The sequence below is a fragment of the Thermodesulfobacterium hydrogeniphilum genome (genome assembly GCF_000746255.1).
GTDB classification, from domain to species: Bacteria; Desulfobacterota; Thermodesulfobacteria; order Thermodesulfobacteriales; family Thermodesulfobacteriaceae; genus Thermodesulfobacterium; species Thermodesulfobacterium hydrogeniphilum.
In genome coordinates, this window is sequence record NZ_JQKW01000006.1 from 200,709 (window position 1) to 225,761 (window position 25,053).

The 25,053-nt window shown below is 30.7% G+C and carries 21 protein-coding genes; 14 read left to right on the plus strand and 7 right to left on the minus strand.

Annotation, left to right across the window (positions count from 1 at the left end; genetic code table 11):
- Positions 1-109 precede the first annotated feature (109 nt).
- From CC87_RS01535 to CC87_RS01600, 14 genes are all read left to right on the plus strand, one after another.
- Positions 110-1,258 carry a cytochrome c3 family protein gene (locus tag CC87_RS01535; protein ID WP_038055353.1) on the plus strand — a complete coding sequence of 383 codons (1,149 nt, stop codon included), beginning with the start codon at positions 110-112 and terminating at the stop codon, positions 1,256-1,258.
- An 87-nt stretch (positions 1,259-1,345) separates the two neighbouring features.
- Positions 1,346-2,425: an NHL repeat-containing protein gene (locus CC87_RS01540; RefSeq protein ID WP_038055356.1), complete on the plus strand. Its 1,080-nt coding sequence runs from the start codon at positions 1,346-1,348 to the stop codon at positions 2,423-2,425.
- A gap of 3 nt (positions 2,426-2,428) precedes the next feature.
- A complete protein-coding gene (locus CC87_RS01545; protein WP_051920410.1) occupies positions 2,429-3,223 on the plus strand; it encodes a hypothetical protein in 795 nt (264 codons plus the stop codon).
- Positions 3,224-3,234: 11 nt separating this feature from the next.
- Positions 3,235-5,166: a hypothetical protein gene (locus CC87_RS01550; protein ID WP_038055358.1), complete on the plus strand. Its 1,932-nt coding sequence runs from the start codon at positions 3,235-3,237 to the stop codon at positions 5,164-5,166.
- Positions 5,167-5,191: 25 nt separating this feature from the next.
- Positions 5,192-5,773, plus strand: a complete 582-nt coding sequence (locus tag CC87_RS01555; protein WP_038055360.1) for a CsgG/HfaB family protein — start codon at positions 5,192-5,194, stop codon at positions 5,771-5,773.
- Between the two features lie 6 nt (positions 5,774-5,779).
- The gene (locus tag CC87_RS01560) at positions 5,780-7,243 is read left to right on the plus strand and encodes a hypothetical protein (RefSeq protein WP_156955554.1); all 1,464 of its coding nucleotides are present in this window, start codon (positions 5,780-5,782) and stop codon (positions 7,241-7,243) included.
- Positions 7,233-7,823, plus strand: coding sequence for a hypothetical protein (locus tag CC87_RS01565; RefSeq protein ID WP_038055364.1), 591 nt, complete (start codon positions 7,233-7,235; stop codon positions 7,821-7,823). The genes CC87_RS01560 and CC87_RS01565 overlap by 11 nt, the downstream gene beginning before the upstream one ends.
- A complete protein-coding gene (locus CC87_RS01570; protein WP_038055367.1) occupies positions 7,811-9,415 on the plus strand; it encodes a peptidylprolyl isomerase in 1,605 nt (534 codons plus the stop codon). The genes CC87_RS01565 and CC87_RS01570 overlap by 13 nt, the downstream gene beginning before the upstream one ends.
- Positions 9,405-11,309: a cytochrome c3 family protein gene (locus CC87_RS01575; RefSeq protein ID WP_038055369.1), complete on the plus strand. Its 1,905-nt coding sequence runs from the start codon at positions 9,405-9,407 to the stop codon at positions 11,307-11,309. Before CC87_RS01570 ends, CC87_RS01575 begins: the two co-directional genes overlap by 11 nt.
- The gene (locus CC87_RS01580; RefSeq protein WP_038055372.1) at positions 11,306-12,478 is read left to right on the plus strand and encodes a cytochrome c3 family protein; all 1,173 of its coding nucleotides are present in this window, start codon (positions 11,306-11,308) and stop codon (positions 12,476-12,478) included. Before CC87_RS01575 ends, CC87_RS01580 begins: the two co-directional genes overlap by 4 nt.
- Before the next feature lie 62 nt (positions 12,479-12,540).
- On the plus strand, positions 12,541-13,332 hold the full coding sequence (locus CC87_RS01585; RefSeq protein WP_156955555.1) for an NHL repeat-containing protein: 792 nt from the start codon (positions 12,541-12,543) through the stop codon (positions 13,330-13,332).
- Entirely contained in the window at positions 13,320-14,411 is a 1,092-nt protein-coding gene (locus CC87_RS01590) for a cytochrome c3 family protein (RefSeq protein ID WP_038055376.1), read from the plus strand. The genes CC87_RS01585 and CC87_RS01590 overlap by 13 nt, the downstream gene beginning before the upstream one ends.
- Positions 14,412-14,426: 15 nt before the next feature.
- Positions 14,427-15,737: a YncE family protein gene (locus tag CC87_RS01595; RefSeq protein ID WP_038055379.1), complete on the plus strand. Its 1,311-nt coding sequence runs from the start codon at positions 14,427-14,429 to the stop codon at positions 15,735-15,737.
- Entirely contained in the window at positions 15,715-17,034 is a 1,320-nt protein-coding gene (locus tag CC87_RS01600) for a cytochrome c3 family protein (protein ID WP_038055382.1), read from the plus strand. Before CC87_RS01595 ends, CC87_RS01600 begins: the two co-directional genes overlap by 23 nt.
- 8 nt (positions 17,035-17,042) lie before the next feature.
- Here CC87_RS01600 and CC87_RS01605 read toward each other — a convergent pair whose 3' ends face one another.
- The 7 genes from CC87_RS01605 to recN form a co-directional block, all read right to left on the minus strand.
- Positions 17,043-17,807: a sulfide-dependent adenosine diphosphate thiazole synthase gene (locus CC87_RS01605; RefSeq protein WP_038055385.1), complete on the minus strand. Its 765-nt coding sequence runs from the start codon at positions 17,805-17,807 to the stop codon at positions 17,043-17,045.
- Positions 17,808-17,891: 84 nt separating this feature from the next.
- Entirely contained in the window at positions 17,892-19,268 is a 1,377-nt protein-coding gene (locus CC87_RS01610) for a sigma-54-dependent transcriptional regulator (protein ID WP_038055387.1), read from the minus strand.
- The gene (locus CC87_RS01615) at positions 19,258-20,289 is read right to left on the minus strand and encodes a sensor histidine kinase (RefSeq protein WP_051920413.1); all 1,032 of its coding nucleotides are present in this window, start codon (positions 20,287-20,289) and stop codon (positions 19,258-19,260) included. The genes CC87_RS01610 and CC87_RS01615 overlap by 11 nt, the downstream gene beginning before the upstream one ends.
- A complete protein-coding gene (locus CC87_RS01620; RefSeq protein WP_051920415.1) occupies positions 20,276-21,685 on the minus strand; it encodes a UDP-N-acetylmuramate--L-alanine ligase in 1,410 nt (469 codons plus the stop codon). The genes CC87_RS01615 and CC87_RS01620 overlap by 14 nt, the downstream gene beginning before the upstream one ends.
- 13 nt (positions 21,686-21,698) lie before the next feature.
- Positions 21,699-22,493 (minus strand): SAM hydrolase/SAM-dependent halogenase family protein, encoded by a 795-nt coding sequence (locus tag CC87_RS01625; RefSeq protein ID WP_038055389.1) that lies wholly within the window; start codon positions 22,491-22,493, stop codon positions 21,699-21,701.
- Positions 22,478-23,407 carry a hypothetical protein gene (locus CC87_RS01630; RefSeq protein ID WP_038055391.1) on the minus strand — a complete coding sequence of 310 codons (930 nt, stop codon included), beginning with the start codon at positions 23,405-23,407 and terminating at the stop codon, positions 22,478-22,480. Before CC87_RS01630 ends, CC87_RS01625 begins: the two co-directional genes overlap by 16 nt.
- Positions 23,407-25,047 carry a DNA repair protein RecN gene (gene recN, locus CC87_RS01635; RefSeq protein ID WP_038055393.1) on the minus strand — a complete coding sequence of 547 codons (1,641 nt, stop codon included), beginning with the start codon at positions 25,045-25,047 and terminating at the stop codon, positions 23,407-23,409. The genes CC87_RS01630 and recN overlap by 1 nt, the downstream gene beginning before the upstream one ends.
- Positions 25,048-25,053: the final 6 nt, after the last annotated feature.

Sequence of the window (25,053 nt, forward strand, 5' to 3'; positions counted from 1 at the left end):
ATCAGCCTCTTGACAATTTAAAAATAATTTTTATAAAAATAATTAGAATATAAAAATAATTAGAAACTTAATAATAAAAATAAGAATAGAAAAAATAGGAGGTGTAATTATGAAACGTTTAATTATTTTTATATTAACATTTTTATTATGTTTTATAGGATTATTTATAAATAAAAATTTACAAGCTAAAATTACAGGTCCTTGTAGTAATTGTCATACTATGCATAATTCACAAAATGGTGAACCTATGGCTTATAATAATTCAACTACCCCTTATAGAGCCTTGACAAGAGGTGATTGTGTAGCATGTCATACAGGGACTAATCCTAATGATGAAAATATTCCTAAGGTTTATTCTACTTCTCAACCCAGTTATACATTTGGAGATGCCTCTAATAGAGCTACTTTAGCAGGGGGAAATTTTTATTGGGTTACTACAGATGACACCACAGGACATAATGTAAAGGGTATAGCAAATGTGGATAGTGATTTAGGGACAGTTCCTCCTGGTTATAACAGCAGTTATGCTGAAGATGCTGATAGACCTGCTACTTGGAATTCAACATATCAATTAAGTTGTGCTGGAGCTTATGGATGCCATGGAGATCCTTCTAAAGGAACAGATGATTTTGCAGCTATTTCTGGAGCGCATCATAAAAATGTAGATTGTAATGGAACCAATTGTGATGGATCTTATGTATATTCAAGTTACAGATTTTTGCTCGGTGTTAAAGGATTTGAAGATACACCTTCTACCACAGGTAGTAGCTTTGGTTGGGAATTAAATCCTGATACTACCCATCATAATGGATATTATGCAGTGGATGATCCTAATGATAGTGATACTGATTATAACCATGGTTCTATAAACTGGCTTTGTGCTGAGTGTCATGGTAATTTTCATGGAAGTAATGCTGGCTCTGGTTGCAGTCCTTGGTTAAGGCATCCTACAGATTATGATATGAATAACGTAGCTACTAAAGAGTATGGCAATTATCCCAATATAGCTCTTTTTAATGGAACTATGGGAGTAAGTGCAGTTCATGATTACTTTGCTGATGTTCCTGTAGGTAATACAGCTGGAACTTTAAAATCTACAGTTTTAAGTTCTGCAGGAGATGCTATAGTTCTCTGTCTTTCCTGCCACAGAGCTCATGGTTCTCCTTATGCAGATCTCTTAAGATGGGATTATTCTGCTTGTACTGCAGGAAGCCAGAATGCTAATTGTGGATGTTTTGCCTGTCATACAAATAAATAAATTTTTTTAACATAAAAAAGGGGGCTTTAAGCCCCCTTTTTTATGTTTATGATCTTTTTAATGAATTTTGAGCATTTGTGAAACTTTATGGATAGGGGAAAATTTTTTTTTTATAAAAAATATGAAATATTGTTTTTTGTTTTTTTATTTATTTTTTTTATATTTATATCCTTAGGTTTTTCTCAGGAAACATTTGAAGAAAATATTCCTATTAAAGAAGTCAAAGCGATTGCCATTCTTAACAAAGATGAATATGGTAAACCCTTTATGTTTCCTATATCTGTTGCTATTGATCCAGTAACCTATGAAATATATGTAGTAGACTCTGGAAAGTCTGAGATTACTATTTATAGTCCTGATTTTTTTCCTAAGATAACTCTTGATAAAGGCAGAGGACTTAGAGCACCTTATGGGGTTGCTGTAGATAAAAATGGAACATTTTATGTAATACAGGCTTCTTCATCTGGGAAACCAGCCTGTTTAAGTATTTTTAATTCAGCAGGGCTTTTAGAAAAAGAGATTTATTTTAAAGATCTTTCTTTTGAGGGATGTTCAAATTTTATTCCTGTGAGTATAGCTTTAGATAGAAGATATATATACATTGCAGGAGAAGGATTTGAAGGGGTTTTGGTTTTAAACAAAAAGGGAGATTTTGAAAAAATTATTACTGTTAAAGATAGTATAACTATGGATTTTCCCAAAAAAAAAGCTAAAATTAGAGCAGTTTATGTAGATAAGAAGGGTAGGTTATATTTACTTAGTGAGGAAATGGGTAGATTTTATGTATTTGACAGCCTTGGAAATTTTCTTTTCAAAGGAGGGATTAAAGGAGGAACTCCTGGTAAATTAAGCAGACCAAAGGGAATAGCTGCAGATCCTAATTTAGGCTTGATTTTAGTTGTAGATTATATGAGGCATTCAGGTCTGGCTTATGATTACAATAATGGACATTTTTTATTTGAATTTGGTGGTAAAGGCTGGTCTCCAGGATGGTTTAATGGACCTACTGATATTAAAATAGATCGCTTTGGAAGAATTTATGTTGCTGATCTATTTAATAGAAGAGTTCAGGTTTTAGTTTTAGGTAAAGAAATAACTCCATATTTGGGACCATCTTTTATAACACCTTTACAACCTGTAAGAAAGAGACTAAATAAAGTGAGGTAGAAAATGAATAACAAAAGATTAATAGGTTTTTTAATAATCTTCTTTTTCATTTTAGAATTTGTTATTTATCAAAAAATAAAGGCTAAGGAAACAACATCAGTTTTAACCGATGCTGATTGCATAAAATGTCATCCTTCTGAGGTTTCTCAAATTAAAACTGAAGGAGGAAAACATGCTAAAGTAAAATGTATAGACTGTCATAGAGGACATCCTCCTTTAGTTCCTAAGGAAAAAGTAATTCCTTCTTGTTCTGAGTGTCATAAAGGTAAACCACATTATACTTTAAGTAACTGTACAGGGTGTCATGTTAATCCTCATACACCTTTGGAAATTGTTTTGAAGGATAAAAAATTAAAGAAAGAATGCCTTAGTTGTCATTCTAAAGTGGGAAAAGAAATGGAAGAACATCCAAGTAAACATGAAAAATTGGCCTGCACTTATTGTCATATTAAGCATGGATATATTCCCGATTGTTTAAAGTGCCATAAACCACATTTCGCAGGACAAAAATTTGAAGATTGTATAAAATGCCATCCTGTTCATAAACCTACATATATTACCTATGGTTTGGATGTTCCTAATAGCTATTGTGGGGCATGTCACAAAGATATTCAGAAAATTTTAGAAAGTGGCAAGACCAAACATGCTCTTTTAAACTGTGCTTTTTGCCATAGAGGTAGACATAGAATTATACCACAGTGTGAAGCTTGCCATGGTATTCCTCATCCACAAAGTATGGTGAGACAGCATAAGGGATGTTTGGGGTGTCACGGAGATCCGCATAATTTGATAAAATGATTTAAAGCCAAATGATTATATTGTGTATAATTATATTTACAATTTTTTTTTGGATAAATGAAGTTTGTGCTATTAATCTTTCTGCAAGCTGGCATGGTGTAGAAGCTTCAGAAGCACCTACGGTATTTTCTCAAACCTATTCTTTTAGTTTTTCCCATGAACTTTCAAGAACCATGTTTTTTACAGGTAGTGTGAGATATTTGCGAACTGATCAAAAAGATGAATATAGAGAGATGATAACTCCATCTTTATTTTATGCTATAACAACAGATCTTTTTAATTATAATTTCGGTTTTTCATCTTTTCAATCCAGAAGCAATGATCGTCCCACTTTTAAAAATTATTCAATTACAAATACCCTTTCCACAAAGATAAAAAAAACCCGTGTAAGTCTTTATTATAACTTTGGAAGAAACTGGAATGAAGCGACTCCAAGAACACTGGATAATAAAAATGAAAGCTGGGGACTTAATTTATCACGCAATTTTTATGAAAAATACTTAAAAAATCTATCTTTAAGCTATTCATACCATTTTAACAAAGGTAAAGATTGTATTAATGGAGGTAAAACAGAAACTTCTACTCACACTTTTAATGGACGTTATTCTAAAAATATAGGAAAGTTGAATTTCAGTATAGAACAAAAGTATTCTACTTCCACTACAGAATCTTGGTATGCTTTAATTGGTGGAAAAGCAAAAGTGGAGATAGGTTTAACAACTAATGGAACTATACCCAATCCTCTTTATGACACGAATGCAACAATAGTTAAACTTCCTTCTGATCAATCTATAGATGGAATACAATTTTATACTGATTATGCCAATAGAATAACTATATCTTCTACAGTGTTTTTTGATATTTATTATAGTAATGATGGGATCACATGGAACACTTTAGCAACCAGTGTTTCACTACCCTATACCTTTTCTTCTTCAATATCCTACACATGGCTTAAGTTAGTGGTAAAAAGTGGAGCGGGAAGTCCACCTTCTGGAGGAATAAATTTACCAGATCCCAAGATTGTAGGGTTTTATTATACTACAGAAGGACATACAAAAAGAAAAAATACTTTTTATACAACTACCGGAAGTCTTTCTTATACTTTCCCAAAAGATATAAGAACAAACTATTTTGGATATTATGAAGTGCAAAAGTCTGACCCTGGTAATAAAAAGACTATTCAAAATCATTCCTTTTATACTTCTTGGGGAGGCAATCTCTACTTTAGACCATCTTTTAGTTTTAATATAAGCAAAACCAAGGATGGAAGTAAGCCGGAAACAAAAAGCACAACCTTTTCCGTAAGTGTATCTTCTACTCCCATAGATACAATTAATTTAGGGGTAGGATATTATAATAATAGATATTATGAAGGAAGTAATAAAGTTTTTAAAACTCAATTTTATTCTTTTTCAGGAGTATTTAATATCTTTCCTGACCTTACCTTAAGAACAAATTTGAATTATAATAAAAACAAAAGTTATGTTTCCAAGGTTGAACAAAATAGTTACGGAAGTAGTATAGATTTATTTATGAGGTTAAAATCCAATTTAACTGCAGAGTTTAAAATAAATTATACTCATTCTAAAAACACTTATGAAAATGGAACTGCCACTTCAGCTTCTAATCAAAAATATGGTGTTTTAATAGACTGGAGAATTTCACAAATTCTGCATTTTACTACTTCTCAATATTTAAACAGTTCTTCGGATAAAACAAATTATACTTTTTTCTATAGTGTATACTTTGCTCCTTGGAAAAGAATAAGGTTGAGTTCTTCTTATTCCGGTATAAGAAATGATGAAAAAACAGATAATATAGCTTTAAATTTAATCTGGGATTTAGGACCTCATATAAATTTCAATACTTCTTATACTTGGAATAAAATTGAAGGAGATACAAAATGGAGCTGGAATTGGACCCTGAATTTAACATTTTAAAAATTTTATACATAGGGGGAACAATATGAAACAGGGTATCAGATTTTTAAGGGGGCTAATTTTTCTATGTCTTCTGGTTTTAATATGTTCATGTGCAGAAATCAGGCCTGGGATTAAGAGTTATTTAAGGCCTGGGATTGATCCAAGATATGTAAAAAAGGTAGCTGTTTTGAAATTTGCTAATCATACACTTGATAAATTGGCTGGAGAGAGGATAAGAGATCTTGTAATTATGGAAGCACTCGCTTTAAAGAAGTTTGATGTAGTGGAGAAAGGTTTAGTTGATGAGGTTTTGTCTGAAGAAGGAGTAGATGCTACTTTTACTTTAAATAAAGAAACTATAAAAAGAATAGGAGCTAAATTAAAAGTTCCGGCAATTTTGGTTGGTTCTGTGATTACCTTAGAGAAAAAAAGAGAGGGAAGTTATACATATCCTGTTGTGTCTATTTCTTTGAGATTGATTGATGTTGCTTCAGGAGAAGTTATATGGGAAGCGACAGGGGTAGACACAGGTTATAGTGTCTTGGGAAGAATTTTCGGTTGGTCTCCTAAAAATGAAATAGAAGTTAGTATGGCTTTAATTGAAAAGCTTTTGAAAACTTTTTAAATGAAGATGAGATTAAAAATATTGTTTTTTACAATTTGTTATTTTTTTATTTTTATAAAAATTGGATTTACTCAAATTGCGGTTTTTCCTTTTGAGGATTTTAGCGGGAATGAAGAAGTAAATATAAAATTTGCAGAAAAAGTGGCAAGTTATTTGGTTACGCAGGGAATAAAGGTGATTTATCCCCAAGAAGTAATAAAAGAACTTATCAAATTGAGAATTAAAAGGATAGGAGTTATTGATAGGGTTGTAGCAAGAGAGATATTTTTAAAATTAAAAGCTCAATATATTTTATTAGGAAGTATTTATGAATTAGATAAAGAAGTTCCAAGTTTATGTGTAGGGATAAGAATTTTAAAAGCTAAGAATTGTAAACTTGTATGGAGTAAAATTTTTTCATTTTGTGGAAAAGACTATCATCCAATTTTAGGTATAAAAAAAATAACTTACGAAGATATTTTAAAAAAATGCTTTAATAATCTATTTGCAGGTTTTAAAGAAGAAAAAATAAATGTGATGTATTCCTCTCCGGTTTTAGAAATAGAAAATGTAATATTTAAAACAAAAAGTGTAAAACCTGGGAATACAATAGAGGTAGCATTAAAGTTAAAATTTTCTGGTCCTAAACCTGAGAAATTAATGTTAAATGTGGGTGATGATAAATTGGTTCCTTTATTAAAAACAGGTGCTTATTATATTGCTTTTTGGAGAGCAGATTTAAAAGAGGGTAAATATCCAATTATTCTTATATCCAAATGGGACAAAAATTGGAATACTCAAAAAAAAATATTTATAGGATCTTACACAGTAGATAATACTCCTCCGCAGATTAAATTGGAGTTTTGGGGGGTTAAAAAGTTGGCAAATATGATAGCATTTAATAAATATTTAGAGATAAGACCCAAAATTTTAAAAAAAGAGAAAATAACAAGATGGAAATTAGAAATTTTATCTAAAAAAAATAAAATTGTTGTTATGGAAGAACAACCGGGAGATCTTCCTTCAACTTTTTTTTGGAGAGGAATAGATAACTCTGGTAAAGCTGTTCCTCCAGGTGTTTATAAACTTAGACTAAGTGTATGGGATGAGGCTGGGAATCTCAAAGTAATAGAAAAGAAGATGCTTGTGGTAAAAAAGCTTCCTGAAATAGAACTCAGAGCTTTTAAAATAGATAATAAAATAAGAATAATTATAAATGTGAAAAAGCACATTATTCCTATTAGAGAAATGAGAGTGGAGATATGGGATAATAAAGGGAATTTAATTAAAAAGCTTGATAAAAAAGAATTAAAAAAGGGTAAAGTTGTTTTGGATAACCTGCCTTTAAATTTAAACTATGAAATAGTTGCGATAGATGTTTTAGGGAATAAATTGTTTGTTAAAGACAAAATCAATCCCCAGGTTTTAAAGAAAAAGAAAAAAGAAGAGAAAAAAACTCCCAAGGCTGAGGAATGGGTTCATGAATTTTAAAAATAAAAAAGTTTTTCATAGGTTTATTTTTTTAATATTATTAATCAGTCTTTCTTCATGTTTTAGAAAAGGGATAATTACAAAAGAACTTACTTCTAAAAGATTTAAAGTTTGTAAAATAGCTGTTTTTCCTTTTTATAATCTTACTAAAAATGAAAAGCTTAGTGATATGTTAGTTCAGATGTTTACAATAGATATGGTTAGAAAAGGTATAGAGGTCGTTGAACCTGGATTGGTAAAAAATTTCCTTTTTAGAGAAAGGATTTTAAATCCTTTATATATAAAGGCAGAAACTTTAAAAAAATTCAGATATGAAACAGGGGCAGATATAGTTATTGGTGGACAAATTATTAAAGTTTCACAAGTGGGTGATAATGTAAAATTAGCTTTGTTAATATGGGCAAGAAGTACATCAACAGGAGATTTTATATGGTATACTTTTTACAGAAGAGAAGGAGAAGATTATAGAAAGGTTTTTCATTTTGGAAAAATATCGTCACTTAGTGCTTTAGCTCAAAGAATGGTAGAGGAAATTATTAAAGATTGGGAAAATAGGGGGTTTTTTAAATGCGAAATGTAATTTTTATATGTATTTTAGTATTGGTTTTGAATCTATTTATTTATAAAAGTGGTTTAGCTAAGGATTATTTAATCAAAATAAATGATAAAGTTTACACAAAGGAAGATTTTAAAAATTGGTGGAAGTATTGGAAAGATAAAAATACTCCTTTTCCAGAAACTCCTGAGCCATTTATTGAATGGATTCTAATGGCAGAAGAAGCTAAAAGGATGAGACTTTATGAAAGTCCAAATTATAAAAGAAAATTAGATGAGTTTAGAAAAGTAAGGTCTTTGTTATGGCTTAAGTCTGAAGAAATAGATAGCAAAATAGACCTTTCTGATAAAAGGTTATGGGAAGAATATGTTAAAAATTTTACACCAGTTTATAAAATATATTTTTTAAAAAGTAATAAAAAAGAGGATATATTAGCTTGGAAAAAAGAGATTTCTGATATTCATAAATGTCAAAAATTTGCGAAAAGATTAAGCCGTAAAAATAGAGCAGAAATTAAGAATATAAGGCCATGGGGAATTCCTGAAAGTTTAAAAAAAGTTTTAAAAGAAGCTAAAGCAGGAGATATTATAGGTCCTTTGAAGATTAATAAATTTTATTATTTAGTTTGTATAGAAGAAAAAAAAAGTCCTTCTAAAGAGGATTTTAAAAAGATAAAAAGTCGTATTTCTTATATTCTAAGAAAAAAAGAAGAAAGCAAGTTAAACAAAGAATTTATTGAAAAATTAAAGAAAAAATACAAAGTGAAAGTAAATGAGAAAATATTAAAAGCTATTAGATTTCCTGCTAATTTTTCTGAAGATTTTTTAAACAAAACAGTTATAAAAATAGAAGATAAAACACTTCCGGTAAGGATTTTTATTGATATGTTAAAAAGAGAAATCTGGTTAAGATATCATAGAAAGAGACCTGAAGATTTGACAGAAAAAGAACTTGAAAGAATAAAAGAATTTTTAGTTAATTCTATAATAGCGCAAACTTTGGTGGATATAGAAGCTTTAAATAGAAAATATGAAGAGACAAAATATAAGCCTTTGTGGAAATTTTACAAAAAAGAAAGACTTGTGAAAGAGTTTGAAGCACAGGTAATATGGCCAAGAGTAAAAGTAAGTGAAAAAGAAATGAAAGAATACTATAAAAAACACAAAAGCCAATATTATTATCCAGAGAGAGTTACTATTGCTATTATAAGAACCAAAGATAAAAATCTTATAAAAACAATTTATGAAAAAATTCAAAGAGGAAGAGATTTTTTTACTGTAGCTAAGGATTTTGGCTTCAGAGTTGTTCCCCAAGTATATAATATAAATCAATTAGACTCGAGAATAAGAAAAGTTGTTGAAAAACTTAATGAGGAAGATATTTCTGATATATTTAAAATTGGAAATGATTATTGTATTGTTAAATTGATTGATAGGGAACCAGGAGGTTATTATCCCTATAAAATGGTAAAAAGATCAATTAAAAATATTTTAATAAACAAAAAATTTGAAAAAGAAAGAAAAAAAATAATAGACCAACTTAAAAAATATGCTAAAATAATAATTAATAAAAAAGAGTGGGAAAAGTTGAAAAAGGAAATGGCAAATGAAAAATAAAAATTTAATTGTTATTTTAGTATTATTAATTTCCTTCTGTTTAAATGTTTCTTCTGCAAGTCCAGAAGAAAAAAGCAAGGGGTGTTTAGATTGTCATCCGAAATTTTTAGAAAAACTCAAAAAAGAAGGAAGTTGTTTACATCCAGAAGTAAAAAAGAGAAATTGTTATGCTTGCCATTATCCTCATGGGATTATTAAAGGAGCATTTCTTAAGAGTAGACCACCTTTTTTGTGTTTGGAGTGTCATAAAGATTTAGAAAACAACCTAAAAGAAGCCAAAGTAGTTCACACACCTGTTAACAGAGGAGAATGTAATAAGTGTCATGGAATCCATGGAGCAAATTATAAAAAACTCTTAAAAGTCCCTGTTGACAAGTTATGTCTGGAGTGCCACAAAGATATATTAAAAGGTAAAAAACATAAAGCTCTTGATAAAGGGTGTATTTACTGTCATGATCCTCACACTTCTAAAAACGATGCTTTATTAAGAAAAAGTCCTGAAAAACTTTGTTTAGATTGTCATAAACCTGAGGCTTTAGCCAAAGCTCATCATGGGTTACCTGTAAAAACAAGATGCATATCTTGTCATAATCCACATTCTTCTGAAAAACCTAAGCTTTTCCAAGAATATATCCATTTACCTGTTCAAAAAGGAGAATGTAATAAATGCCATAACAAAGGAAAATTAACTTTGAGGAAGCCAGTTCCAGAGCTGTGTTTTGATTGTCATAAAAAAGAAGAATATAAAAATCTACATAAACCTTATAAAACAGGTAAATGTAGTGAATGTCATGACTTTCATGGAAGCAAGTATAAATATCATTTAAAAGTAAAACCTGATAAACTTTGTATTACCTGTCATTCCTATTCTTTGAAAGAACAAAAGAAAAAGCATCATATACATTCTATAGTTAAAGAAGGAAAATGTATAACCTGCCATAATCCGCATGGTTCTAATAGGGATTGGTTTTTAAAGGCTTCTTCAGGAGATCTTTGTATTAAATGTCATGCTAAGATATTGACAGGCAATAAAAAACATCCACCTGTGGAGCAAAAAAATTGTTTACTTTGCCATAATCCTCATGATTCCGATTATCTTCATCTTTTAAAGAAATATCCTACAGAAAAATTATGCTTAAATTGTCATAAGGATATTGAAGTTCAAAAGGAACTTTTTAGCCTTCATACACCTTTTGCTCATGGAAAATGTGAAGGTTGTCATAATCCTCATTCTTCCAATTATAAAAATTTATTAAAGACTTCAAAAACTAATTTATGTGAGACTTGCCACAAAGACTGGTTTAAACTTCAAAAAGGAAAATTGCATGCTCCTGTTAAAAAAAGAGATTGCGAACTTTGTCATAACCCTCACGCAGGAAACTATGCTCTTCATGCTCCAAAACCTATGGTTGATATATGTTATTCCTGTCATTCTGATGTAAAAAACGAAGTAAAACATAAAAAGGTTGTTCATTTACCTGTAAAAGAAGACGAATGTATAAGGTGTCATGAACCTCATAGCAGTAAAGAAATAGCTTATTTGAGAAAGAAACCTCAGAAATTATGTTTATCCTGTCATAAAGATATAGATGAATTCTGGAAACAAGGGGTAGCGCATCCACCAGCTAAAAAGAATTGTAAAAATTGCCATGTTCCTCATGCTTCAGATTATAAATTCCTGCTAAAAAATGATATTTCCAAGACTTGTATAAGATGTCATAAAGTCAATAAAAAATTGATAAATGTTCATGAAGGAATTATACCTGAATCAGGAAGTTGTATAATGTGTCATAATCCTCATGGAGCTCCTGATGAATCACTTTTATGGACAGGTTCTATGCATTCTCCCTTTGCAGAGAAAGATTGTAAAATATGTCATGGAGGAAAAAAGTGAGGTTTAGATTATATTTACTTTTTATAATAGTAAGTGTGATAAACCTTATTTGGTTTAAGTTTGTTGTAGCAAAAGAAGTGTGTTTTAAATGCCATAAAGTTGAAAAATTTAAGAGCAAACTTGTCCATTCTCCTGTAGCTAAAAAGGATTGTGAAGCATGCCATACACCTCATGTATCCAAGTTTAATAAACTTTTGATTGCAAAGGTTCCAGATATTTGTTATCAATGTCATCCCAATTTTTTAGAAGATATGCAGAAAGCTGAATGGGTTCATTCTCCTGTAGAAAAAGGAGAATGTTTGAAGTGTCATCAACCTCATGCAGGATATAGAGGTTTATTGAAAAAGTCAGAAAAAGCACAGTGTTTAACTTGTCATAAAAAACTAAAAAAAGAATCATTTAAGTTTATTCATAAACCATTTAAAGAAGGTAAATGTCATATATGTCACAATCCTCATTTTTCTCAAAATTCATATCTTCTTAAGTTTAAGGAAGAGACGATATGTTTAAATTGTCATAAATTAGAAAAGATAAAAAGCACCCATAGATACTATTCCAAAAATATGGAATGTTTAAGCTGTCATAATCCTCATGGAAGCAATAATGAGTATTTAATAAAACAGTATATGCATAAACCTTATGCTCAGAAAAATTGTAAAGTTTGTCACGAAAATCTTGCTAAGGGTTCTGATATGTGCTTTAGTTGCCATTCTGAGGTTAAAAAGGATTTCTTTAAAGTCCATACTCACTACTTACCTTCTAATAAAAAAGCATTTTGTTTAGATTGTCATTCTCCTCACACTTCTGATTATAAAACACTTTTAAAAGGCTCTCCTTCATCTGTTTGTTTTAAATGTCATCCAGAAGCTTTAAAACAACAGAGAGATAGTCTTTATGTTCATCCTTCTCATGATCAGTGTCTTAATTGTCACAATGCTCATGGGTCTGAAACCTTGGGTATGCTTAAAGGAACACAGATTTCAACCTGTGGAAGATGTCATAAAAGACATGTAAAATTTACCCATCCTATAGAAAAAGTGAAAGATCCGAGAAATGGGCAAACTCTTACCTGTATAACCTGCCATGATCCTATGGGAACAGAGTTTAAAAATAATTTAAGATTAAATGGAGATAAAGAGCTATGCTTAGAGTGTCACAAAGGTTATTGATAGGTTTATTTGTTCTTTTAAGTATTTTATTTTTTTGTAGAAAAGGAAGCTGTTGGGAGTGGATGCTAACATTGTATAAAGCACCAGATGGAACCAATCTCTATCATCCTATGAGTGCTATTTATGCTAAAAATAAATTTTATGTAGCAGATACAGGCAATAGCAGATTGATTTCTTATAATATTAAAGGAGAACCTTTGGTTGCAGTAAATCCAGGAGGAAAATTAAAAGCACCTTTAGATTTAACTTTTGATAAAATAGGTAATCTGTGGGTTGTAGAAAGATCAGATAATATGCTTTTAAAAATCAATTTTAAAGAAAAAAAAGTTGAATCTTTTAAGCTCTATTATAAAGGAAAAATTTTATTTCCTGAAAGAGTGAACTATGTAGGACCTTATTTATATGTGCTTGATAGAGAAACAGGAGGGGTTGCTTTTGTTAATATAGAAAATAAAAAACCTATGGTTGAAAAAATTTGGATTCCTAAGGAAAAAAATTTTTCAGGGTTTATAGATTTTAAAGTAAAAAAAGATGGAATCTGGGCTCTTGAGAGAAATAGTTTTAAAGTTTTTTACTTGGATAAAAATGGCAAAGAAAAGGTATGGAATTTACCAGAAAGTTTGGTTTATCCCATTTCTATTGAGGTAACAGAAAATCATTTATTAGTTTTGGATAGATATTTAAGAAAAATATTTATTTTTGATTTAAAAAATAATTTCAAACTTGCAGGGAGTTTTTTAGAACTTGGCTGGACAAAAGGTAAGGTTTATCTTCCTCGTGAAATAAAAATGAGCTTTTTGGGGCTCTTGATAGTTGATGAAGGAAATGGTAAGGTAGAAATATGGAAAAAGTAAAAATAAGCTTGGGAATAATTGTAAGCTTATTTTTAATGATTTTATTCAATACTCAGGGTATATGTAAAGTTACAGGTGTTTGCAGTAATTGTCATACCATGCATAATTCTCAAAATAACCAACCTATGGTTTATGGTAATTCTACCATTCCTATAAAAGCACTATTAAGAAAGAACTGTTTAGAATGCCATACAGGGAAAAATACTGGTGATAATACAATTCCTTATGTTTTAGATACTTCAGAACCCGGTTATACATTTGGAGATGCTTCTGGTAGAGAAACTTTAGCAGGAGGTAATTTTTATTGGGTTTATAAAGGCAACTATAGAGATGGTCATAATGTAGCAGGACTGGATCCTGACGATTCTTTATCTTCTCCGCCGGGGTTTGATTCAGCTTATAGAAATATTTCATGGTCAGGTCAACAGGTGACCTGTGCTGGAACTTATGGTTGTCATGGAGATCCTTCAAAAACAGATCCTATTGAAGCTGTTTTGGGAGCACATCATAAAAATGAACTTTGCAATGCCACTCTTGGGAATTGCGATGGTAGCACAGTAGCAAAAAGTTATAGATTTCTGTTAGGTGTCAAGGGAACAGAGGATCCTGATTGGGAATTACATCCTGATACCCTTCATCACAATGGATATTATGCAGTGGATAATCCTACAGGAGGAACTGAAAATTCTGGATCTATTAACTGGCTATGTGGTCAGTGTCATGGAAATTTTCACTCAGATAATGGAGGTGCAAGTCCCTGGTTAAGGCATCCTACAGATTATGATATGAACAATGTGAAAAATAAAGAGTATGGTAACTATCCCAATATAGCTTTATTCTCTGGCAAATTAGGAGTTTCTGCAACTTATGATTATTTTGCTGATGTCCCTGTAGGTAATACTCAAGGGGTGGTTCTCAGTCAAGTTCTTCAAAATTCTGGTGATGCTATAGTTTTATGTGTTTCTTGTCATAGAGCTCATGGTTCACCTTACTGGAAAAGCTTAAGATGGGATTACAAAGGATGGCCAGGAAATGGTGAACTTAATGGTTGTAATGCATGCCATACTACAAAATATTAACAACATGTTAGAAAAATGAGAAAAATTTTGTACCTTATAGCAATTTTTGTTTTACTTAAATTTCATTTATCTTTTGCTGGGCGAATTTCTGTATTTTGCAATCTTTATCATAACAGTGGAATAAATGCTGTAATGGAAATAAAGGAAATAACAATTCAAGGGGAAAGGGGATATCAGATTTTGGATCTTAAAAATTCTGAAATTTCAACTCAACTCCCTTTTTCTCAAACTTTGATTGCAACAGGTATAGTTCCTTCAGGAAAATATAATAAAATAAAAATAGTTTTAAAGAAAGTTATTTTTGAAGGAAAAAATTTAAAAATTTCTCAAAAAATTATAGAGCTTCCTATAAGTTTTGAATTAAAAAAAGGTGATAGCAAAAGTTTATTTTTGAACTGGAATGTAGCTGAATCTTTTGGAAATGTTTTTTGCCCAAGATTTTATGTAAGTTTACCTTATAAACCTCTACCCGGAGAAAATTTGTTTGTTTTTTCCAAAGATACGGTTTGGATAATAGATCCTAACTTAAATCAAGTGATTTATTCATTTGGAATAACAGGAGAACCTCAAGGAGTAGCAGTAGATTTAAACAATAACAAAATTTATGTAGTTTGTAAAAAAGAAAAGGTAATTAAAGTTATTAATATGAATTCCTTTCAGGTGGTAGAAATTATTCCTATTCCACTTTTAAAGATTCCTCAATTTATAGCTCTTGGAGAAGAAGGAGAAGCTCTAATAACTTCACCAGAGGATTATATGATTTTGGTAATGGATCTCTCAACAGGAGGCATAATTTCTCAAAGAAAGCTTAATTTTATGCCCTATGAAGCCTACTATTTGAAAAGCATTGGGAAATTTATAGTATCTTCTTATGATGAAGGAGCGGTTTATTTATATGATAGCAATTTATCTTCTGAAACAAGATTAACAGGAGGATTTAGAACTGAGGGATTTGTATCTGATGGAGAATTTCTGTATCTTACAGACACTCAGGGAGGAGTTCATGTGTATATTTTGCCTCAGCTTCAATACAGAGGTAAAATTAATGCCTGTGATAGTACTTTAAGAGGGATTTCAGCAGATGATAAAATTTTTATTACCTGTAGAGAAGGAAAGGTGATTTTAATAAGTCAAGGGGGTTATGTTGAAAGAACTATAGAGACTGAAGGAAAGATTTTTGCTATAGTATATCTTCCCAAGAAAAAGTGGATTTATGTAGGATTTAGTGAAGAAGATGCTATTGGAGTGATAGATCTTGTCAGGGAAAAATTTTTAGGCAAAATAAGTATTGGAGGGATACCCCGTGAGCTGGCTTCAAGTGATTAAAAAAGCCCTTTTTGTTTTGAGTTTTTTATTTATAGTTTTTTATTTTTATAATTATGCAAATTCTGAATCATATTTAAATTCAGCTCATGGGAATGGAACTTATGGAGTAAAAAGAGATGTAACAGAGTTGTCAGATTATTCACAGGGAAATTGTGCCCATTGTCATGAAATGCATGGAAGTATTAATGGAAATGAACCCAGTCCAGCAGGTGGTAGCCCTTCTCCTTGGGCGTTATTTGCTGACAATTTTAATAATGGAACTACCACAGGACCTTACTCTCAAAGTGATGATTTTTGCTTTTATTGTCATGGTCCCTCTTCTCTCCAGTCAAATGGAATTACAAATTATGATTATAGTCAAACTTTTGGAGGTGCACCTCAAAATTTAAACGCTACTAATATTATGGATGCTTTTAACCAGCTTTCTTATCACAATTTGTACGATATTTGGAATTTTGCTAAACAAAATTTTTCTTTTTTTAAAGAAAGTTCCAATCCATGCGTAGCATGCCATAATATTCATATTGCTCAGAGAAGTTGCGGAAAACCTGAAGGATCTTTTAATCCTTCATATTCAGCTATTTCTAAACCATCTGATCATGCTCATTTATGGGGAGACAATGATACAGAAAGGATGAATTATTATGCTAGTGGTTATACTTATCAAGCACCTTACTGGTGTGGTACTACAACTTATTATGAACCTGCTGGTGATACTACTTATGATGGGTCTAATATGCCTGATTATGTCACTTTCTGCACAGATTGTCATAATAATTCAAATGAAATTTATAGCACTACCTTAGGTCGTAATCTTTATAAAATTGATTGGGAGACTACAGGTGGGGAGAGTGGAGGTGATAAACATGGAAAAAATACAGCTACTGTTAGCACAAATCTTAAGGCTCCATATAACAACGCTACAGGTTTTGTAGTTTCTTGTTTAGATTGCCATGAGCCTCATGGTGCACCAAATGTAATGTTAATCAGACGAGAAGTTAATGGTGAGAAGCTGCCTGGAAATATTACTACTTTAGATACTTCTAACTGGGCTTATTTATGTGGACGTTGCCATAAGGATGATTCATATTATGGAGGATCCGCTGGTGAGTTTGAATACATTCACCATTTAGATACTAATGATGCACCATACCCCGGACCTCCTAAGTCATGTGGTACATGTCATGATTGGGATCATGCACCTATTAAATGCAATAAATGTCATTTTCATGGAGGAGATGATAGCTGGTTGCAAAATGTTTATCCTTCTGAATATACAGGAAGAAGATGTTTTTAATCTAATTTTTACCCCTTTAAATCCTTTTCAATAATTTCTGCTATTTTTTTACCGCTTCTGAGCATACCACCAAAAATAGGACCCATTCTGGGAAGACCAAAGATTTCACAAACCGCTATACCTGTTACATAAAGACCTTCTGCCACTTTATTGGTGTAATCCACCACCAGTTTTTCTGAAGTTTCACTCCAGTTAGACCTTGTTCCTTTAATATTTATATTAAGCTCTGGATTCTTTTCTGCTGCAATTCTAATGATCTCTGCATCATGTCCTGTGGCATCCACCAAGGCTTTAGAATGAGTATATAAAGGATCAACATGAAGTCCTGCTATTTCTATGGCACTCCATTTCCAGAGAACCCCTACTACCTTTGGTGGATCTTCTCTTACTATCACATCTTCTACATCAACTCCTAAAAAAATTTTAGCACCTGCCTCAAGAGCTCCTGTGGCAAGTTTAGCAATAAGCTCTGCAGGATCTATGATATATAAATTATTATCCGCCCTTTTATATCTTATTTTGAAATCATTTATAATAGAAAGAGCCTCTTCCTGAACTACAACCTTGGGGATCATATTACCACCACCACCAATGCCACCACCAAAAGAAAGTCTTCTTTCATAAATTAAAGTCTTAAATCCTTTTTCTGCTAAATATTTTGCTGCTGTAAGACCAGAGGGACCTGCTCCAACAATAAGCACATCCACATCACTATATTCATAGAGATCCTCTAAACCATATTTTATAATAGCCTTTTGAATTTCCAGTTCCATCTTTAAACAGCCTCCTTTTTAAAATTTTTAAATATATTTTAAATCTCTTTTTGTAAAAGATGTTAATTAGTGAAAAAAAATACATTAATTAATTATATTCCACTTTTTAAGTTTTAGACTAAGGGTTTTTCTATCAATTCCGAGCTTTTTAGAGGCAAGACTTTTATTCCAGTTTAAGGCTTTTAGAACTTTTAAAATGTAATTTTTTTCCACTTCTTCAAGAGGTAATATATTTTCTGAATCTATTGTTTCTTCTGATGTATTAGAGGCTTTTTTAGAGGGAATTTCAAAATCTGCTAATATTAAATCTTTTTTTGTTATTATATTTTTGGTGGAAAAAATGACAATTCTTTCTATCAAATGCTTCAATTCTCTAACATTGCCAGGCCAGTCATAATTTAAAAATATATTCATTGCTTCTGAAGAAAAACTTTTAATATTTTTATTGAATTTTTTAGAATAGTAATTTAAAAAATAATTGGCTAAAAGAGGAATATCTCCTTTTCTTTCTCTTAAGGGTGGTAAATGAAAATGAACTACATTAAGTCTATAATAAAGATCCTCTCTAAAATTTCCTTTTTTAACTTCTTCTTTTAAATTCTTATTAGTGGCAGCAATAATTCTTAAATTAGCTTTTATAATTTTATTGCTCCCTACAGGACAGAATTCTTTTTCATCTATAACTTTTAAAAGCTTAGCTTGAAGGTCAAGAGGAATATTTCCAATTTCATCTAAAAACAAAATGCCTCCTTGAGCAAGTTCAATTTTTCCTATTTTAGAAGTATGAGCTCCTGTAAAAGCACCTTTTACATGCCCAAAAAGTTCGCTTTCAAATAAGGTGGGAACAATAGATCCACAGTCTACACATACAAAAGGACCTTTGTAAATGAGATCCATTTCATGAATTTTCTTTGCCAAAAGACCTTTTCCAGTGCCTGATTCTCCTGTGATTAAAATATTAGAATCTGTAGTTGCAATTATTTTGGCTTTTTCCAAAACCTGTTTTATTTTTGGATCTTCTCCAATAAAAAGAGCCTGTTCCTCTTTTTCTTTTAAACTCAGCTTTAAATAAAGATTTTCTAAAGTGAGTTTTTTCTTTTCTATAGCCTTTTCTAAAGCCAACTTGGCTTGATAAATAGAAAAAGGTTTTTCTAAAAAGTCAAAAGCCCCCAATTTTATAGCTGAAACAGCGGTTTCTATGTTTCCATAAGCAGAGATTACTATTATCTGACTTTCAAGATTTAATTCTAAAAACTCTTTTAAAAGATCCAGACCATTTCCATCTGGTAATTTCAAGTCTAAAAACACTACATCGTATTCATATTTGGAAAACAGATCCAGAGCCTCTTTTTTGGAAGAGGCAGAATCTACAGAATATCCCTCTTTTTTAAAAAAATGGGATAAACTTTCTCTGATATCTATTTCATCATCAACTACCAGAATTTTGCCTTTATACTTCATCTTCTCTTAATGCCTCTCTGGTATATAAAGGAAAAGAAATTTCAAAACAGGCTCCACCTTCTCTTGAATTGTATACTTTTACTTTACCTCTATGGTTTTTAATAATTCCATAACATACCGAAAGCCCCAATCCTGTTCCCTCATTTTTATCTTTTGTAGTAAAAAAGGGATCAAAAATAAAAGGCATAACCTTTGATGGAATTCCTGGCCCTGTGTCTTTTATTTTAATGAATATATTATCATTTTTTATAAAAGTTTCCACAGTTATTTCTCCATAACCCTTCATAGCCTCAGCAGCATTAATAAAAATATTAAAAAACACCTGTTCAATCTGTGTTCTATTAGCATAGATTTTTGGTAATTTGTCATATAAATTCCAGTTCATCTTAATATTTTTAAAAATTTCATAACCTGAGAGAACCTGAAAAACCTTTTTAGCAGATTCATTTATATCCACCCATTCTTTGTTTTCTTTTTCTGGTTTTCCAAAACTTAAAAGACTTGTTGTTATATTTTTGCATCTGTTGGTTAAATGTATTATTCTGTCTAACCATTCTGTATAAGCAGAATTAGGAGGCAATTCATCTTTTAACATAGTAGCATAAAGTAAAATTCCACTTAAAGGATTTTTTAATTCGTGAGAAATTTCACCTGCAAGTTTCCCCAGGCTTGCCAATCTTTCTGTATTAAACCAATAAGGAAATTTTAACCATTCTTTTTCTTCAATAAAAATATGTAGTGTATATCCATAATTAAAAGGAATATTGAATAAATAATAAAACTGATTTTCAAAAGTGAAAAAAGTTAATCCTGATTCATTAAAAACAGGCCCAAACAGGTCTTCTAAAAAAATTGCCTCTTCATCTTTTAAAAAATAGATAAAATTTTTTAAAAAAGAAGAATTGTATTCCACAATTCTATGTTTATTAGTATCCTGAATATTTTCCTTTAAGGAAATAACACAGGAATATTTTATCTTTTCCAGATTTTCTTTTGTAATAGTATAACTACTTTTCTTCATGGTTTAATATCTCAAACAACCTATTTACTTCTTTTTCAAAATAAGCACTTGACATAAAGATTAACAAAGTTTTTTCAGAAGAAAATTCCAATAAATTTATATTTTCATTTAAAAAATAAACTTTTTTACCTTTATTTTTAAGAGATTGTGATATATGACACAAGTTAATTCTTTCAGATTTGGGAATATTTTCTATGCCAGGAGGTTCTTTTAAATAAATAACATCAGCTAAAGCTAAATTTTCCTCATATTCTTTTTGAAAAATTTTCCTTTTGCTGGAGTTGGTTCTTGGTTCAAATACAAGAATAGTATTTTCTGGTTTTATAGCTTTTTGTAATTCCCTTAAAGTTATTTTTAACGCTGTAGGATGGTGTGCAAAATCATCAATAATTATCAAATTTTTATCAGCATAAAGAAGTTCCTGTCTCCTTTTAACTCCAGGAAAATTTTCATAGGCTTGCCATATTTTTGAATCTAAAAGGTTCAACCCATAAATTAAAGCCAAAACTGAAAGGGCATTTAAAGCATTATATTCTCCGGGAATACTTAAAGAGAATTCCAAAATCTCTTTAAAAGGGGTTTTTGCTTTTATTTTATTAACAAATCTATTTTTTTGAAAGGTGGTAATACTTTCCAAAAGAAGAAAATCAGCTTTAGAGTTTTTTCCATAAGAAATACACCTTGCCTTTATAGAAGCCTTAGAAATTAAACTCTTTAAACAGGAATCATCATAATTATAAATAATAACACCATCCTCAGGAACTAATTCTATAAGTTTTTTAAAGACTATTTTTAAAGAATTAAGATCTGGATAAACATCAGCATGATCATATTCTAAACTTGTTAAAATAAGACCAAAAGGTTTATAATGTAAAAACTTGGGATTTTTATCAAAAAAAGAAGAAGGGTATTCATCTCCTTCTATCACCATCCAGGGGTTATTACCAGTTCTAAAATTGGACAAACTGTGTTTTAAAACTCCACCTACCAAATAGCTTGGATCAAGTTCTGATTTTTCTAAAACATAACTTAAAAGAGCTGTGGTGGTGGTTTTTCCATGAGTTCCTGCACAAACTAAAACCTTTTTATCAAAGAGGATAAATTTTTCTAAAAAAGAAGGAAAAGAATATAAAGGAATTTGCAGTTTTTTAGATTCTAAAACCTCGGGATGATCACTTTTTATGGCATTTCCTACAATTACAGCATTAGGTTTTATATTTATTATATTCTGAGGATCAAATTTATAAACAGGAACACCAAGCTTTCTTAAAATATCAGATGCAGGTGGGTAAACTCTGTCTTTTTCTGAACCGTATACCTTGAAACCAGAATTTTTTAAGATTCCTGCTACACCACACATTCCAATGCCACCTATCCCGATTAGGAATACTTCCATTTATAGAATCCTCCTAATCAAAAATAATCTCTATTTCAGGGTTTTTTAAAACACTTATAGCGGATCCACCATTTATAGCAATTTCCAAAAGATTTTCACTTCCAAAAAGAGCTACCAGCTCTCCTATTTTAGCATATCCATAACTTTTGACTAAAGGCAGCTCCTTTCCATTTACCAAAACTTTAAAAGATTTGACAGCTAAATCTTTATGAAAATTTGTTATTATATTACCAAAATGATCTACATACCAGATAGACAGTTTATAACCCTTTTCAGTTTTTTCAGGTAAAGGAAAATCAAGTTTTACCAAGCTGTCTCTGGAAAGAGGTTGGCTAAAATCATTTAAAGGTTCATTTGCTAAAATATAGGCTACTACAGGAGCAAAAAGATCTCTTCCATGAAAAGTTGAACTATAAGGTGGTTTTAAGATTTTATTTGGTAGAATTTCAAAAACTTTAAACTCAGAAATTTCTTTATAAATAAGAGTAAATATTCCATTATCAGGGCCTACAAAAATATAGTCTTGGGTCTGCAATATGATGGCTCTTCTTTCAGTGCCTACTCCAGGGTCAACTATTGCCAAAAATACAGTGTTTGCAGGGAAGTATTTATAAGAGAAATATAAAAGCAAAGCAGCTTTACGAATATCCTGAGGAGGAATTTTATGGGTTAAATCTATAAATTTTATTTGAAAAGGTATTTTTAAGCTTAAAACATGGGTCAGTTCCTGTAAAATTCTACCTTTTACTACTCCTGTATAATGATCTTCTGTTCCAAAATCTGTAAGCAAAGCTACAGTTTTATACATTTTACTTTTTCACCTTGCTGAAGTTTTTGTTTTGCCTTTTTGGAGTATTTTATGAGTAGAGATTTTATAAAATCTTCTGGAGGATCTCCTTCTACAATAACAGCTGTAGGAGCAGGAACATTCAGAGTAAAAATAGGAAATTTATTTTTAGCAATTTTTTCTATTTTTTGATTTTCTTCTTGATTCCTTCCAAGAACTATCCACCAATCATCTTCAAAATAATGTCTTCCCAAAATAAGAAATTGAGCTGTATCATAATTTAAAAGCCTTTTATCTTTAAGAATTTTGAGGACTCTTGTTCCAATTTGAGGATCATTTAAAAGGCATCCACCAGAGGGGGTAGGAATGTTTTTAATTCCCCATTTTCTGGCGAGTTCCAGTTGAGTGGTTCTTTTTCTTCCTCTGATGTCCATAAGTTTTTCTCTTTTGACAAGTCCTTTTATTTCTGGTTCAGTAGGAGCTAAAAGTTTAGCACATAGAGGTCTTAAAACCAATCCTTTTACCCCGGCTTTTTTTTCTATAAGTTCCAAAGCATTTTTATTTTGACTCATAGGTCTTTGCCCTATCACTTCTCCAGTGGCTATGAAATCTACTCTCAATTTTTCCATTAATTCTCTGGCTTTTTTAAACATTAAAATTTTACAATCTATACAGGGATTAGCATAATCTCCGTATCCATATTCAGGCTTTTTTAAAATTTTTAAAAAATCTTCTGTAATATCCTCTATAATACCCTTTTTAAAGTTTAAATCCTTTATTTTTTTATAAAAACTTTCTGGATTTTCTTTATATTTCCAGCCAAAGAAAGGAGTAATGAATTTGACTGCTATGATTTCTATATTCAATTTTTTTAAAAGAATACCAGCTAAAAGGCTATCTAAACCATCTGAAAAAAGAAGGATAGTTTTTGCCATTAGAGTGTGGTTTGTAGAAAATTTTTGGCTAATTTCAAATTGTCAGGATCTCCCAGCATACGGGCTATTTCTTTCAACCTGTCTTCTCCTTCAACTTTTTCTATTTTAGTCTGTGTTTTATTTTCTTCAATTTTCTTTTCCACTACATAATGGGAATCTGCCAAAGCAGCAATTTGCGGAAGGTGAGTAATGCATAAAATTTGATAGTTTTTAGAGAGATTTTTGATTTTTTGAGCTACCTTTTTAGCTGTAATTCCACCTATTCCTGTATCTACCTCATCAAAAATAAGAGTTCCAGCTCGGGTTTTGTCTTGCATAATGGATTTACAAGCTAAAAAGATGCGGGACAATTCACCCCCTGAAGCTATCTTTTCAAGAGGTTTTAGAGGAATTCCTGGATTGGGAGAAAATAAAAATTTTACTTCCTCTAAACCTGAAGAGGTTAAATTTTCAATTGCTGGCTCTTTTGAGATCACCTTTATTTTAAATTCAGCTTTTTCTATTCCAAGATCTTTTAATTCTTTTTTTAACAAGCTTTGTAATTCAGGAGCACCTTTAACCCTTTTTTTACTTAATTGAAAAGCCAGATCAAAAAGTTCTTTTTTTAATTCTTCCTCTTTTTTCTTTAATTTTTCATATTTTTCCTCTCCAGAATCTAAAAGATTTATCTCATCCTTTAGTTCTTTCAGTAATTCTATAAGTCCATGTGTATCCCTTTTGTATTTTCTTTTGAGTTTTTCATATCTGGCAAGTCTTTCTTCTATTTCATTTAAATAGGTATCATCTTCTGGTAGCTGATTTAGGTAGGAGCTAAGATCTCTGTGAATTTCTTTCATTTCATAATAAAAAGAATAAATTTTAGAAAAATAATCTTTAAAACCAGATTCAAAGTTGCTTAATTTTTCAAATATAGAAATAATCTGAGAAAGATTATTATCATTTTCTTCAAAAGCAGAAATAAGGATATGTAAATTTTCTTTTAAGAAACTTAAATTTTTTAATTTTTCTCTTTCTTTAAGAAGTTTATTTTCTTCTTCAGGATCAGGATTTAATTCTTCTAATTCATTGATTTGAAAAAGGATAAAATCTTTTTTCAACTGAGCTTCTGCAATTTTATCTTCCAGGATTTTGATTTGAGATAACAAATTTTTATAATCATTGTATAGGTTTTTAAATTTTTCCAGAAGAGGCTCCAGTCCTAAAAATTGGTCTAAAAATTCAAGCTGTTTTTCAGGATGAAGAAGTGTGTAAAATTCATGCTGACTTGTAAGTATGATCAAATCTTTGGTGAGATAAGAGAGTTCACTTAAAGTTATGGGAGAGCCATTAACATAAGTTTTTTGTCTTTTAGGAGAGATAATTCGTCTTACATGAATTTCTTCTTGGGGAGTGTAACCAATGTTTTCAAGTTTTTTAGACAGTTCTTTTCCACCCCAGATAAGAGCTTCAATTTCTCCATTTTCAGCTCCAGGGCGGATATAATTACTTCCCCCTTTTTCTCCTAACAGAAGTTTGATAGCTTTTACCAAAAGAGATTTCCCTGCTCCTGTCTCACCTGTAAATACAACAAAACCATTATCTAAATCTAAATGAGCTTCTTCTATAAGCACCAAATTTTTAATTTTCAATTCTAAAAGCATAAATAG